Source organism: Marixanthomonas spongiae, from assembly GCF_003095375.1.
Lineage (GTDB): Bacteria > Bacteroidota > Bacteroidia > Flavobacteriales > Flavobacteriaceae > Marixanthomonas > Marixanthomonas spongiae.
In genome coordinates this window covers 131394-144283 of record NZ_QEHR01000003.1, presented here as the reverse complement: position 1 = coordinate 144283, position 12890 = coordinate 131394, and the positions used below count along the sequence as shown (strand labels likewise).

At 41.9% G+C, this 12890-nt stretch carries 17 protein-coding genes; 8 read left to right on the top strand and 9 right to left on the bottom strand.

The window, feature by feature from the left end; genetic code table 11:
- Positions 1-95 precede the first annotated feature (95 nt).
- From DDV96_RS05360 to DDV96_RS05340, 5 genes are all read left to right on the top strand, one after another.
- Entirely contained in the window at positions 96-416 is a 321-nt protein-coding gene (locus DDV96_RS05360) for a 2TM domain-containing protein (protein WP_116693729.1), read from the top strand.
- A gap of 8 nt (positions 417-424) precedes the next feature.
- Positions 425-787 carry a 2TM domain-containing protein gene (locus DDV96_RS05355; protein WP_116693927.1) on the top strand — a complete coding sequence of 121 codons (363 nt, stop codon included), beginning with the start codon at positions 425-427 and terminating at the stop codon, positions 785-787.
- 4 nt (positions 788-791) lie between these two features.
- Complete coding sequence (locus DDV96_RS05350) at positions 792-1124, top strand: 2TM domain-containing protein (protein ID WP_116693728.1); 333 nt, start codon at positions 792-794, stop codon at positions 1122-1124.
- A gap of 66 nt (positions 1125-1190) precedes the next feature.
- Entirely contained in the window at positions 1191-1991 is an 801-nt protein-coding gene (locus tag DDV96_RS05345; RefSeq protein WP_116693727.1) for a TIGR00266 family protein, read from the top strand.
- Between the two features lie 126 nt (positions 1992-2117).
- The gene (locus DDV96_RS05340; RefSeq protein WP_116693726.1) at positions 2118-2315 is read left to right on the top strand and encodes a hypothetical protein; all 198 of its coding nucleotides are present in this window, start codon (positions 2118-2120) and stop codon (positions 2313-2315) included.
- A 32-nt stretch (positions 2316-2347) separates the two neighbouring features.
- On the opposite strand, the gene DDV96_RS05335 is transcribed toward DDV96_RS05340, so the two are convergent.
- The 8 genes from DDV96_RS05335 to DDV96_RS05300 form a co-directional block, all read right to left on the bottom strand.
- On the bottom strand, positions 2348-3286 hold the full coding sequence (locus DDV96_RS05335; RefSeq protein WP_116693725.1) for a LysR family transcriptional regulator: 939 nt from the start codon (positions 3284-3286) through the stop codon (positions 2348-2350).
- 141 nt (positions 3287-3427) lie between these two features.
- Positions 3428-3856, bottom strand: a complete 429-nt coding sequence (locus DDV96_RS05330) for a DUF2141 domain-containing protein (protein ID WP_116693724.1) — start codon at positions 3854-3856, stop codon at positions 3428-3430.
- A 108-nt stretch (positions 3857-3964) separates the two neighbouring features.
- The gene (locus tag DDV96_RS05325) at positions 3965-5245 is read right to left on the bottom strand and encodes a DUF58 domain-containing protein (protein ID WP_165805975.1); all 1281 of its coding nucleotides are present in this window, start codon (positions 5243-5245) and stop codon (positions 3965-3967) included.
- Between the two features lie 52 nt (positions 5246-5297).
- On the bottom strand, positions 5298-6296 hold the full coding sequence (locus DDV96_RS05320) for an AAA family ATPase (RefSeq protein WP_116693722.1): 999 nt from the start codon (positions 6294-6296) through the stop codon (positions 5298-5300).
- Positions 6283-7500 carry a DUF4350 domain-containing protein gene (locus DDV96_RS05315; protein ID WP_116693721.1) on the bottom strand — a complete coding sequence of 406 codons (1218 nt, stop codon included), beginning with the start codon at positions 7498-7500 and terminating at the stop codon, positions 6283-6285. The genes DDV96_RS05320 and DDV96_RS05315 overlap by 14 nt, the downstream gene beginning before the upstream one ends.
- A complete protein-coding gene (locus tag DDV96_RS05310; protein ID WP_206074007.1) occupies positions 7493-8179 on the bottom strand; it encodes a DUF4129 domain-containing protein in 687 nt (228 codons plus the stop codon). The genes DDV96_RS05315 and DDV96_RS05310 overlap by 8 nt, the downstream gene beginning before the upstream one ends.
- Before the next feature lie 64 nt (positions 8180-8243).
- Positions 8244-9125 carry a hypothetical protein gene (locus tag DDV96_RS05305; protein ID WP_116693719.1) on the bottom strand — a complete coding sequence of 294 codons (882 nt, stop codon included), beginning with the start codon at positions 9123-9125 and terminating at the stop codon, positions 8244-8246.
- Positions 9100-10074 (bottom strand): stage II sporulation protein M, encoded by a 975-nt coding sequence (locus tag DDV96_RS05300; RefSeq protein WP_116693718.1) that lies wholly within the window; start codon positions 10072-10074, stop codon positions 9100-9102. Before DDV96_RS05300 ends, DDV96_RS05305 begins: the two co-directional genes overlap by 26 nt.
- Positions 10075-10109: 35 nt before the next feature.
- Here DDV96_RS05300 and DDV96_RS05295 point away from each other — a divergent pair, with 35 nt between their 5' ends.
- Both DDV96_RS05295 and DDV96_RS05290 read left to right on the top strand, forming a co-directional pair.
- On the top strand, positions 10110-10823 hold the full coding sequence (locus tag DDV96_RS05295) for an RDD family protein (protein ID WP_116693717.1): 714 nt from the start codon (positions 10110-10112) through the stop codon (positions 10821-10823).
- Positions 10820-11443 carry a trimeric intracellular cation channel family protein gene (locus tag DDV96_RS05290; protein WP_116693716.1) on the top strand — a complete coding sequence of 208 codons (624 nt, stop codon included), beginning with the start codon at positions 10820-10822 and terminating at the stop codon, positions 11441-11443. Before DDV96_RS05295 ends, DDV96_RS05290 begins: the two co-directional genes overlap by 4 nt.
- On the opposite strand, the gene DDV96_RS05285 is transcribed toward DDV96_RS05290, so the two are convergent.
- The gene (locus DDV96_RS05285) at positions 11438-12193 is read right to left on the bottom strand and encodes a peptidylprolyl isomerase (RefSeq protein WP_240607678.1); all 756 of its coding nucleotides are present in this window, start codon (positions 12191-12193) and stop codon (positions 11438-11440) included. The two genes, DDV96_RS05290 and DDV96_RS05285, sit on opposite strands and share 6 nt — an antisense overlap.
- Between DDV96_RS05285 and DDV96_RS05280 the strand changes: the two genes are divergently transcribed.
- Entirely contained in the window at positions 12192-12833 is a 642-nt protein-coding gene (locus DDV96_RS05280; RefSeq protein ID WP_116693714.1) for an NUDIX hydrolase, read from the top strand. The two genes, DDV96_RS05285 and DDV96_RS05280, sit on opposite strands and share 2 nt — an antisense overlap.
- Positions 12834-12890 lie beyond the last annotated feature (57 nt).

Here is a 12890-nt window from a genome sequence, read left to right as displayed (position 1 = left end):
ATTTCGGTAAGCATAAATGACAGTCCAGTACCATTTTTTTTAAATAGATAGCTTAGTGAAATATCTTTACAGCAAAATAAAAACAGCATAGCATTATGAACACTAACGATAGAGATACCGAACGGGACAACAAATATTTAAGGGCAAAGGAACGTATGGAGAATATTAAGAAATTCTATACCAGTTTGTTTTTTTATATCGTCTTCATACTTTTTCTTGCCGGGTTGAACTATTACACCAATGAGTTGCGTTATCCGTGGTTTTTATGGGCTGCACTGGGATGGGGCATTGGTATTGTATTTCAAGCTGCCAAAGCTTTTAAGTGGAACTCCTTCTTGGGTAAAGACTGGGAAGAACGTAAAGTAAAACAGTTTATGGAAGAAGATAAAAAAAACAGCAACGACCTTTGGAAATGAATTTGATTATGAAAAATTATACAGAAAGCGCATACCAACGGGCTCAAAAAAAAGTAGAAAAAATTAAAGTGTTTTACAATCATCTTTTTGTGTATCTGTTAATCAATGGCGCATCCATTTTTGTATGGCTTTTTATTCTAAGAAGCTATTATGAAAATATTGAAAATCAAGGGTTCAAAAATTGGATCGATGCCAATTTCCTCTTTTTTACCGGGGTGTGGACCATCATTGTTATTTTCCACGGATTGAAAGTCTTTAAGGGAAACCTGTTTAAAAAGATTGGTTTTTCAGTGTTTAAAAACTGGGAAGAACGAAAAATCAAACAATTTATGGAGGATGAAGAACATTTCAAGAACAGTTTAAATAAATAGGGGTATGGACTCAAAAGAAAAAAGAAAATACGAACGGGCACGAAAAAAAGTGGAAGAAATAAAGGGGTTTTATACACATTTGTCCATTTACCTCGTAATTAACGGCTTGATGCTGGTAGCGGCAACGGGAGTGTTTCAGGACAGCTTTATGCCTATCCATTTTCCAGATTGGTCTTATTTTACCACCCCTGTTTTCTGGGGGCTTGCAGTTTTTATACATTGGTTCTATGTTTTTAGATCTCCCATAAATCCTTTTAAAAACTGGGAAGAACGTAAAATAAAACAATTTATGGAAGAAGAGGAGAACGAGTTTCGTAATAATTCTTCGTCCTTTTGAAATAGTACAAATAAAAATTATCTGTAACACAAACCAATTGCTAGCAACTAATAGAAAACATAAAAAATGAAAGCAGACGAAATAGATTACACCATTTACGGCGAAGAAATGCAATACGTGGAAATTGAACTGGACCCCAACGAAGGCGTTGTCGCCGAAGCCGGAAGTTTTATGATGATGGACAACGGCATTAAAATGGACACCATTTTTGGCGATGGCTCCCATAAAGACAAGGGTTTTTTAAACAAGGTTTTCGGTGCCGGAAAACGGCTATTGACCGGCGAAAGTTTGTTTATGACGGCTTTTTACAATACCGTACCCGGAAAAAAACGGGTGAGCTTTGCATCGCCTTATCCCGGAAAGATCATTGCCATCGACCTTGAAAAATTCAACGGGAAGTTTATTTGCCAAAAAGATGCCTTTCTCTGTGCTGCAAAAGGGGTTTCCATCGGGATCGAGTTTTCCCGCAAACTGGGACGCGGCTTCTTTGGTGGCGAAGGGTTCATCATGCAAAAACTGGAAGGCTTTGGTAAAGCTTTTGTCCACGCAGGAGGCACCACAGCAGTAAAAGAACTGGCTGCAGGCGAAAAACTGAAAGTGGACACAGGGTGTATCATTGGGTTTGACCAAACCGTGGATTACGATATCGAATTTGTAGGCGGTATAAAAAACACGGTCTTTGGTGGCGAGGGTTTGTTTTTTGCAACCTTGACCGGCCCAGGTACTGTTTACGTACAATCCTTGCCCTTTAGCCGCTTGGCAAGTAGGGTTTGGGCGGCCGCGCCCAAAGGTGGCGGAAAAGACAAAGGCGAAGGCAGCGTACTTGGTGGTTTAGGGAACCTGTTGGACGGCGACAACCGGTTTTAACATGGTTTAGTTATCAACAAAAGGAATAAAATTGAAAAACTTTTGTTATATTTATACAACTAATCAATTAACCCCTATTTCTATAAGACATACTTCTACTTAACCTATTTTAAATTTAATTTAACTATGGCTAGAGCAATGTTTGACTACACCAAAGCGGTGCTTGCAAAAGTGAGTTTTGATGTAAATTTGTTCTGTAAAGAGTTGAAAAAGGCGATGGATAGGCTGCTTCCTTACGAAATTGAGGAACTGAAAGCCTGGGTAGATACTCTTATCAAACAGAACCCCGAATTAAATCAATGTCTAATTCTATTAAACAAATAAGTGAAATGCCCGGTAACCGCCGGGCGTTTTTTTTATTTTTTAAGCGGGTCGATTATTTTAACATCCTGAAAGGCAATCGCCCCACGCACTACCCCAGAAATAACATCGTAGAGTGCTTCAATTATCTGAAGCTTTAACTCACTTTTACTGTAAATCAAGCTCACTTCCCGGGCAGGTGAAGGTTCATTGAAGTAACGGAGGTTTTCCTGTTCTTTTTCTGAAACATCCAACGTATGCAAATAGGGTAGCAACGTCATTCCCAAACCTTCGTTGGATAGTTTGATTAATGTTTCAAAACTGCCGCTTTCCAGCTGAAACTGATCGCCACCGCTCAATTTTGACGATTTGCAGAGGTTGATGACCCCATCCCGGAAACAATGGCCGTCTTCCAATAACAAAATATCATCCAATTCCAGATCGGCACTGTCAATTTTGTTCTTACCGGAGAGCCGGTGATTGGAAGGAATGTACCCTACAAAAGGCTCAAAATACAAGGCACGTTCTTTTATCTGCTCTTGGCGTAGGGGCGTGGCCGCAATAGCTGCGTCCAAATGTCCGTCCTGCAGTTGGGTAATGATTTCGGGGGTGGTCAATTCTTCAATTTTAAGCTGTACTTTGGGATACCTATTGGTAAAGGCTTTTAAGAACATAGGAAGCAAAGTAGGAGTGATGGTGGGGATAATGCCCAGTTTAAACTCGCCGCCAACAAATCCTTTTTCTTGATCCACCACATCCTGCATCCGTTCAGATTCGTTTACGATGTTGCGGGCTTGGGTGACGATTTTTTTCCCAACTTCGGTCAGTTCTATGGGTTTTTTGCTTCGGTTAAAAATCAAGATGTCCAGCTCTTCTTCCAGTTTTTGTATCTGCATGCTCAAGGTTGGCTGGGTGACAAAAGTTTTCTGTGCCGCTTTTGTAAAGTTTTGGTGCTCGGCAACGGCAAGTACGTATTTAAGTTGGGTAATGGTCATAATCTTCTACTTTCACCCAAAGATACAACGTTATTGATAAAATCTATATAAATCGATTGAATTTATGTTTTTTCTTATATAAAAAAACTCGATAATTTTGCTTCTTATCGAGTTTTGTTGCGGGAGTCGAATACTGAAATATTACATCCTAATCTCAAGTTCAACCGGTTCATCGGTTACATTAAATTTGGCATCGCTCCATAGCGGAGGTCCCATGGTCATTACGTTGTTGCTAACGCCGTAAGGTTCGGTTGGCATCCCGTTGGGCTCAAAATCCATTTGTTTGTTTCCGTTTTTATCATGAAATAATAAAACAGCATACGTGCCGGGTGCAATATCGGTAAAAGTTACGGATGCTTTTCCATCTTTTATTTCGCCCTCCAATCCTACGAGCGGTTGCTTCATAAAAGAAGTTTCATCGTACAGCCCAAAAACCACGTTCCCATCATTGCTTTGTACGGGAACGATTACGGAAATGCTCGTGCTTTCTGAAATGTTCTCTGCTTCTGTTTGTGCCGTTAAAAAAAACGTGGTAAGGGCAAGTGTTAAGGTAGTAATGATCGTTTTCATAATGTGGTGGTATTTTAAGGGTTATTGTTTTTCTGAAACAAATATGGTGTGATTTTATGTTTCAGAATAAAATAACCTCCCCAACTGTAAAATAGAGCAACTGAACCGTTATAACAATCCCCTCGCCTTTATTTCCAGATATTTATTAATGGTGTTTACGGTTAAGTCTTCCGGGGCGGTCAATACTGTTTGTATGCCGCGTTGTTCGAGTTCGCGTACCATCAGTTTTTTGTCGTACTGAAACTGCTGCGCAATGGTTTGGTCCACGATTTCGGGAATGGTTTTCGCCTCTTGTTCGCTCAGCGATTTCAGCTCTGTATTTTCAAAAAAGATGACCACCAGTACATGCTTTTTGGCTATGACCTGTAAATACGGGAGCTGCCGTTGCAACGATGATATATGCTCAAAATTGGTATATAGCAACAACAGGCTGCGGTGGGTTATTTTTCTTCGCACCAAGGTTTGCAGGATGCCAAAATCAGCATCTTTAAATTTGGTATCCACGTTGTACAGCGTTTCCAAAAGGGTGTTCAAATATGTTTTTTTAGCACTGGCGGGCAAAAAAGCGCCCAATGTATTCGAAAAATCGGCCATGCCCACTTTATCGCCCTTTTTCAAGGCAATGTTACTGAAGGCCAATGCGCTGTTGATGGCATAATCCAGCAATTTCAATTCGTTAAAAGGCATCTTCATCACCCGGCTGGTATCGATAATGGAATAAATGGGCTGCATCTTTTCGTCCTGGTACTGGTTTACCATTAAATGTCCGTGCTTGGCAGTGGCTTTCCAGTTTACGGTACGCACATCATCGCCCACTACGTATTCTTTTATTTGCTCAAATTCCATGGTGTGGCCAATGCGGCGTATTTTCTTTAAACCGATATGCCGCAACCGGTTGTCAATGGCCAGAAAGTCGTATTTTTTCATTTGAATGAACGATGGATACACTTTTACCATTTGTTTATTGTTAAAGGTATAGCGCCGCCTAATAAGCCCGATGACTGATGTTGCATAACAGTTTAAATTCCCGAAGCGGTATTCGCCCCGTTCCACAGGCCGCAGGTGGTAGCTCAAGGTGTTTTTCTCTGTTCCGGGAAGTGTCGTTTTTCTGAAAAAATCCCGCTTTTGAAACTGAACGGGCAGTTCGTCCACCAAAGCGACTTCTATGGTAAACGGATAGGTGTTTTTAAGCTGAACCTGTACGTCGTTTACATCGCTGTTCGAAAATTTATCGGGCAGGATGCGTTTGCCTTTCAAGCCATTTTTGCTGAAGAGCATACTTATTTCAAACAAGATGGCTACCAAGAACACCAACACTAAAATCCAGACAATGCCGTACAGCGAGGTAAACCAATACGATGCCAAAAACAGCACCGAAAGGCATGCCATCACGTAAAAGAAACGTGGCGTGAGGTACAGCGATTTAATGAATTTTACCACCTTATCTTGGAATTTCTATGGATTGGGCAATCATATCGATCACGGTTTCGGGCGTCATGCCTTCCATTTCCCGTTCGGGCGAAACGATTATGCGATGTCGAAGCACAGGTGCCAAGGCGCGTTTTACATCGTCTGGGGTTACAAAATCACGCCCGTTGATGGCTGCAAAAGCTTTTGAAGCATTCATGATCGCCAGGGAAGCCCGTGGCGAACCGCCCAAGTACAAATGCGGATGGTTGCGGGTTTTATCGACTATTTGTGCGATGTAGGTAAAAATCTTGTCTTCAATTAAAATATCCTGCACCTGACTTCTAAATTTTTTTAAAGCCTCTGGTGTTAACACGCCTTCAATTTGGTCTTGGGGAACGGCCAACTTACGGTCGTGATGGGTTTTTAAAATGGTGACTTCATTTTCCAAGCTAGGGTAGCCTACCTTAATTTTAAAGAGGAACCGGTCCAATTGCGCTTCGGGCAGGGCATAGGTACCTTCCTGTTCTACGGGGTTTTGGGTGGCGAGTACCATAAAGGGGTATTCCATAGCGTAGCGGGTGCCGTCCATGGTTATTTGGCGTTCTTCCATTACTTCAAACAAAGCGGCTTGGGTTTTGGCTGGTGCACGGTTTATCTCGTCGATCAACACAATGTTTGAAAAAACCGGCCCTTTTTTAAATTCAAATTCCGAAGATTTCATATTTAACACAGAGGTCCCCAATACATCGCTGGGCATTAAATCTGGCGTAAACTGAATTCGGCTGAAATCGGTTTTCAAGGTCTTGGCAAACAGTTTGGCGGTGATGGTCTTGGCGATACCGGGAACGCCTTCAATAAGCACGTGGCCGTTTGCCAATAGGCTCACGATGAGCAGCTCGACAAAATCCTGTTGGCCAATGATGATTTTACCCAATTGTTTTTTTATGTCTTCAACCGCTTTTTGAAGTTCCTGTAACGGAATTCTATTGTCAAAATGAAGCTCGTCGTTAGTGTTTTCAGGGTTTTCCATGTGCTTTTGTTTTAAATGCTTGTATGTCGTTGTATAATTGTTGCAATTCTTCTTTACTGGTATCGTATTGATTGTTCACTTTTTCAATAAATGTAAACAGTTTTTTGGTGTCTTCTACGGTATTGCCCGTTTTGCCGGCAACAGCTGAAAAAAATCGACTGTTCTGTTGTTCGGTAGGTATTTGCAACTGGATGCGGATGTATTCAAAAAAGAGGGAAATCTGTTTTTTCGTCACGCTATGGTAGTCTTTTTTATCCAAGTACATGCCCGAAATGGTCCGGGTATATTGGTACGTCCTGTTTTTGGGTGGGGCCACGATGGGGATGCTGCGCTGTTTCCGTTTTCCTTCAAATAGGACAAACAATAGTACGCCCGTCAATAGGGTGTAATACGCCCATTTTAAGTATTTGTTGCCCAGTAAAATATGCAAGGGCGATATGTTTACATGTTTTCCGCTTTTGTATTCTTTGTCCCAAAATAATTGTTTGTTTTTGGGAAGATAAGAAAGCGCGTTTGTGGTGTAGGTAACATGATTTTTAGTCAACAAAAAGTAATTTGAAAAAGCTTCAGGTTGCAGGTGTAGGTAAAAATTCCCATTTTCAACCGGGGCTTTTATAAAATTGGGAAGGGAATCCAGTATGGCTTTTTGGCCGTCATACACTTCAGAAAAACCCAAGACCGTATGGTTTAGGGTATCTATGTTGCTGAAACTTTCAACATTGAAATTACGTGGGATATGGTATGGCTTTCGAGCGGCCAATTTTTTGTGCGTTAAGTTTAAAAGCGGCTCAGACTTAATATTGCTTGTCAAATAATTGGTCTGGGTTTTTAGTTGTAGCGTATCCAACAAGTTATCACCTATGGAATTGGCACTTATGAACACCGTGTTCCCTTTTTGGGTCCATTGGTACAATTTGTCCAGTTCGGCTTCATCGAAAGTAATATAATCGTTGATGAACAGATAGGTGCCTTTTAAAGTGGAGTCTTGCAGCACTTCGTAGGGCGGACGGTCTATTTCGGTTAGATTCTCTCTAAAGTTTTGCTCCAATATATCGTACAGGACAACAGTACCCAACGGTATTTCGTCTTCGTTGTTATAACTGGGAAACCAATTTACCGGTGTTGGCTTGGTGGCTTCTAGATACACCATACCGGCCAACAACAGCAGAAACACGCCCAAGAATATTTTTTGCAGCTTAGTCATGGCAGTTGGGTATTTGTTGTTCCAGTTTCTGAAAAGTGCGTTGTGCTTTTTGGTAATCGGTTTCGGTTACGGCGAAATTTCCGTACCAAATATAATCGTACAGGTTGGTGGCTTTTTTAAAGGGAAGGGTCAGGGTATCGGTGGTTATTTCGGCAATATAATCGGTATTGGTTTTGTCGAATTCATATTCGATCAATTCGGCATCGGTCAGTTTTTTCAGGATGAGCAAATAATAATACCGCACGGCCAAACGATATTGTTTGTTATGCAATGCTTTTTCAATGAGTTCCCGTATGTTTTTGGAACGGATGATTTCTTCTTCTTCAGAATAAAACACCGCTGGCTTTTCTTTGCTTTTCAGGAAATTGGCACCGGGATTCAGTTTAAAGAACAACCATACAATAAACGCCACGATACCACCAATAATAAGGTAGGGGAGGATTTTTATTATAAATGCAATAAGGGAATTGTTCTGTAAATCGCCCAAAAGCCAATTCCAGAAACTGCTCCAAAGGTTCCATAACCAGTTTTTGAATTGTTGCCACCAGTTTTCTTCGGCGTCATTTTCAGAATAATCAAAAGCGGGATCGTTTTTAAATCCTTCAATGGTTTTTTCATTAACTTGTAACGGGGAAACGTTGCTATGGCTATCATAGCGTACAATTTCTTGTTTTTTCACAGCGGTGCTGTCCTGCGAAAACCCTTCAGAAAAGCAAAAAAGAAAGAAAAGTATAAAAACGAGTTTATGCATTGCTATTGTCGCGTTTACCAAGGGTTTCAATAGTTTCCATGGTTCCGGTAAAGTGTTTGCGTTCGTTCAGGTTAAAATAGATAAAAGCGGTGCTTATCACCATAATGGCGTACAATAGGTATTGGCCAATCATCCCAATTACATTTAAGGCAATATAGACCCAATCAAACATATCGGCAGGGTTTACAGACGCTTTTTGGCTCATGGTAAACACGCTTATCAACGAATAGATAATGCCGGGCAAACTAAAGATAATGGTAATCACGTAGTAGAGCAGGCCAATTACCAGCAAGGTTGCAAAAGTGATCCACCATTCGCCTTTAATGAGTTGAAAGCTGTAGCTTATGGAATCGGTCACGCTTCGGCCTTCAAATACGTGTATGGCATAGGTGGTGGCCAAAACCGTGCCCACATAGATACCAGGGGCGATACACAGAAAAACACCGATGATCGTCATTAACCCCACCAAAAAAGAAATGCCCAGCAAGTTCCAAAAACTGTTTTTAATGCCTGCGCTTACTTCAGCTTTAACAACCGTTCCATTATTTTTTATGTACGATTTTATGTAGTGCAGCACGGTACCGTACATCAATGCGTAAAAGGCAAGGCCGGAAACGATCATGGCAAAAAGGGCAACAAGCATATTGGCACCAAACACTGCCGAAGATTGCCCAACGGCCAAAATGTCGAAACTGCCTGCGGTTACTTGCATATAGTAAATGTAAGCGAGCAGTACGATAAGCAAGGCAGGGCCTGCAAATTTTAAAATCATTGCAAGCAGCGATTTTCCTTCCAAGCGCACAAATTTAAAGGTGTCGGTCAATATGCCGCCCAGCTCGCGCTGTTTTTTAAAGTTCACGTAATTGTTGTTCATGGGTTCGTTTTAGTTTTATGGGGTAAATAACGTAATAATATATTATGAGCGCCAGTGATCCGCCAATGATCAAAATGGCGAGCCAGTCGGGCATTTCGGTGTGTCGGGTGACAAAGCCTTCTAAAAATCCGGCGATGATAAAAAACGGGATGGTGCTTATTACTATTTTCAATCCGTCTTTTGCACCTCGAACAAACGACTGCAATCTCGTATAGGTTCCGGGAAACAGGATGCTGTTGCCCATCACCAAACCGGCGCAGGCGGCAATGATGATAACCGATATTTCGATAGTGCCGTGTATCCAAATGGTGCGGGCCGATTCCCAAAACAAGCCTTGATCGTAAAAAAAGTACTGAAAAGAACCCAACATCACTGCATTGCGCATAACAACGTACAAGGTGCCCAAGCTTAAAAAAATACCCAATGAAAAGGCAAATAACGCTACGCGGATGTTGTTAATGGTAATGCCGAGAAACATATCCATAGACTCCATTTTTTTATAAACGGCCATGGGGTCGCCTTTTTCAATGTTTTCCAAGGTCATGTTCACATAAGCGTTGCCCATGATCAATCGAACAAAGTCTGAATCGGTCGCTGCCGAATAAGCTCCAACAATGGCGAAGAGCGCAAAGGTGATAAAGGCAATCAACAACTGTTTGTGGTATTGTGCAAAAAACAGCGGAAATTCTTTGGTATAAAACGTAATGAAGCGTTTTCGCGACTCCCGCTTTGTTTTATATATTTTTTGATGGGCGAGCACCGATAGGTTATTGAGGTACTGCGCCGTGTTGCTGTTGGGGTAAAACGTTTGGGCGTAGCTAAGGTGATCGGTCACTTCTACGTACAACGCGCTCAGCTCGTCGGGATTAATTTGAATATTATTCCGGAGAACGCTTTCAAATTTTAACCATTTGTCTTTATTTTGCTTTGCAAATGCGGCCTCGCGCATGGGGTTGTGGATTTTCTTTCAAAGAAACAGTTTTCATGGATAATTTTCAAATAGAAACAGCGCAAAATGTAAATATTGTGCAGCATGTGGCTGGCGTGGGCGATCGCATATTGGCATTTTTGATCGATTCGGCCATTATGTTCATATATATCGTGCTGATCTTTTTTTTATTAGGGTTTCTTGATTTTTATTCAGATTCTTTTTTATTGATCATGACGGTAATGCTGCCGGTGTTGTTGTACCATTTGCTGTGGGAACAGTTCTGGAACGGCCAAAGCCCCGGAAAGGCCGTGATGAAAATACGCGTGGTAAAACTCGATGGCTCCAAACCGGCTTTTTCAAATTACCTGATACGCTGGTTATTGCGTGTTGTAGACATCACCATTTTAAACGGTGCCGTGGCCTTGGTAGTGATTTTGTTCAATGGCAGGGGCCAGCGTTTGGGCGATCTTGCTGCGGCCACAACGGTGATTTCAGAAAAGAAAACCGTTTCGTTTGCGCAGACCGTACTGGTCGATCTGCCCGACAATTACAATCCGGTATATCCGCAAGTAACCGTTTTTACCGATGCCGAGATACAGACCATTAAAAAGATGTTTCAACAGGCCAAATACAATGGCAACCACAATGTTATCTTAAAACTGTCCAATCGGGTTTCAAAAGTGATGGAAGTGCAATTTGAAACAACGCCGCTTGTATTTATCGATACCGTAATAAAAGATTATAACTATTATACCCAGCAATTATGACCCTTACATTTATCATCGACATATTGGGGACGGTCGCTTTTACCATTTCAGGCGTGTTAACGGCTATGCGAAAAGGATTGGACCCGTTTGGTATTTTAATCATTGGGTTTGTAACTGCTGTAGGCGGCGGTACGTTGCGCGATGTTTTGATCGATGCCAACATTGCGTGGATGCGCGATTTAACCTATTTGTATGTTATTATTGGCTCGGCCGTGGTGGCCGTTGTTCTTCGGAAAAAATTGAGCTATGTGCGCCGTTCGCTCTTTTTGTTCGATACCATTGGAATTGCCCTTTATACCGTGGTAGGGGTGGAAAAAGGGATTTCTGCAGGTTTCCCTCCCTTGATCTGTATTGCCTTGGGAACAATGTCGGCTTGTTTTGGCGGGGTGTTGCGGGACATTCTGTGTAATGAAATCCCAATCATCTTCCGAAAGGAAATCTACGCCACAGCCTGTATTTTAGGCGGGATAGCCTATTTTTTATTGTTGAAGACACCTTTGTTGGTAGATTGGGTGGTGGTCATATCGGGTGCCATTGTTATTACGGTCCGTTTGCTGGCCGTAACGTTTAATTTATCGTTCCCCAGTATTTATAACGAAGATGAAAACGTTAAATTATAGCACCTCTGCTTCAACATACACATTCTGCAACGGCCAATCACCTTCGTCTGATGGCAGCGCCGCTATTTTCTCCACTACGTCCATACCTTGCGTAACGCGTCCAAAAACAGTGTAATTTCCATTAAGGTGGCTGGTTGAAGTTTCCGGCCCCAAAAAGATGAAAAATTCATACGGAGCCGACTTCTTGTCCGGGTTTTCACGGTATTCTTTCGCACCGCTCACCGAGCCATAAAAGTGGTTGCGCCCATTGATTTCGGCGGGGAGCAAATAATCATTGCCCAGTTTGGCCCTTTTTTTATTGGTAGACGGCAAATCACTGTTACCGCCTTGAATAATAAAGTCTGGCACAATACGGTGAAAAAAAGTCTCGTTAAAATAACCTTGTTTCACCAAGTAAATAAAATTGGCGCGGTGCAACGGCGTGTCCTCATACAGCTCAATCACAATGTCGCCCAAACGCGTCGATATTTTCACTTTGGTTTCTGGGTTTTCTTTCCCGTATTGGGTTAAAAAAGCAACGAGGTTATCTTCTGTTATCTTGGAGTAACCGGCACCTATCTCCGTTTTGTCATTGGTCTTTTTTGAAGATTCGGAAGTTGCCGTATCTTTAGGTTGCTCCTCGGTTTTATCTGGTAGTACAGCTTTTTCTGAAGTGGGATTGGCTTTTTCTTCGGAAGCGTTTTTCTTATCTTCACAGCTTGTTAAAAGTAGGACAGCGGTCAACAATACGTAACTTAGGTATTTCATCATGGATTTTTCAGAATTTGAAAAAAGGATTGTAAAGGTAAAAAAAATGGAGCTTCCCGGCGAGGCAATCCAGTTTAAAATGGCACCTATAGCACGCTTAAAAGAACTGAAAGAACAAGCCCGGTTAAAACAAAACGCCCGAAAAGCAGGGGTTATGGCATTATTCTATCCTTCTGAAACCAATGAAACCCATTTAATCCTTATCCTGCGGAAAACCTATAAAGGCGTGCATTCTGCCCAGATAGGCTTTCCGGGCGGCAAACTGGAACCAGAGGACCGGTCGCTCAAAGAAACCGCATTAAGGGAAACAGAAGAAGAGGTTGGGGTGTCGCGGAAAGTTGTTTCAGTTTTAAAACAACTGACCGAAATCTACATCCCGCCCAGTAATTTTTTTGTGCAGCCATTTTTGGGCATGACCCACACCACGCCGCACTTTGTAAAACAAGATGACGAGGTGGAAGCCTTGGTAGAAGTGCCTTTATCTTTGTTTATGGACGACACAACCTTGGTGACCAAAAAAATCACCACCTCGTACGCTACCAATATTGACGTACCCGCATTTTTGCTGAACAATCACGTGGTTTGGGGCGCTACGGCAATGATGTTGAGCGAAGTACGCGAACTGCTAAAACAAACCTTATGAGCCGCTAATTTTAGTATCTTTGCATTTCCGCTCTTTTTTCAGGGCATAAAAAACAGG

Coding starts and splice junctions, on each gene's coding strand:
- DDV96_RS05360 (WP_116693729.1), top strand. CDS start 96: ATGAACACTAACGATAGAGATACCGAACGGGACAACAAATATTTAAGG.
- DDV96_RS05355 (WP_116693927.1), top strand. CDS start 425: ATGAAAAATTATACAGAAAGCGCATACCAACGGGCTCAAAAAAAAGTA.
- DDV96_RS05350 (WP_116693728.1), top strand. CDS start 792: ATGGACTCAAAAGAAAAAAGAAAATACGAACGGGCACGAAAAAAAGTG.
- DDV96_RS05345 (WP_116693727.1), top strand. CDS start 1,191: ATGAAAGCAGACGAAATAGATTACACCATTTACGGCGAAGAAATGCAA.
- DDV96_RS05340 (WP_116693726.1), top strand. CDS start 2,118: ATGGCTAGAGCAATGTTTGACTACACCAAAGCGGTGCTTGCAAAAGTG.
- DDV96_RS05335 (WP_116693725.1), bottom strand. CDS start 3,286: ATGACCATTACCCAACTTAAATACGTACTTGCCGTTGCCGAGCACCAA.
- DDV96_RS05330 (WP_116693724.1), bottom strand. CDS start 3,856: ATGAAAACGATCATTACTACCTTAACACTTGCCCTTACCACGTTTTTT.
- DDV96_RS05325 (WP_165805975.1), bottom strand. CDS start 5,245: ATGGCATGCCTTTCGGTGCTGTTTTTGGCATCGTATTGGTTTACCTCG.
- DDV96_RS05320 (WP_116693722.1), bottom strand. CDS start 6,296: ATGGAAAACCCTGAAAACACTAACGACGAGCTTCATTTTGACAATAGA.
- DDV96_RS05315 (WP_116693721.1), bottom strand. CDS start 7,500: ATGACTAAGCTGCAAAAAATATTCTTGGGCGTGTTTCTGCTGTTGTTG.
- DDV96_RS05305 (WP_116693719.1), bottom strand. CDS start 9,125: ATGAACAACAATTACGTGAACTTTAAAAAACAGCGCGAGCTGGGCGGC.
- DDV96_RS05300 (WP_116693718.1), bottom strand. CDS start 10,074: ATGCGCGAGGCCGCATTTGCAAAGCAAAATAAAGACAAATGGTTAAAA.
- DDV96_RS05295 (WP_116693717.1), top strand. CDS start 10,110: ATGGATAATTTTCAAATAGAAACAGCGCAAAATGTAAATATTGTGCAG.
- DDV96_RS05290 (WP_116693716.1), top strand. CDS start 10,820: ATGACCCTTACATTTATCATCGACATATTGGGGACGGTCGCTTTTACC.
- DDV96_RS05280 (WP_116693714.1), top strand. CDS start 12,192: ATGGATTTTTCAGAATTTGAAAAAAGGATTGTAAAGGTAAAAAAAATG.
- DDV96_RS05285 (WP_240607678.1), bottom strand. CDS start 12,193: ATGATGAAATACCTAAGTTACGTATTGTTGACCGCTGTCCTACTTTTA.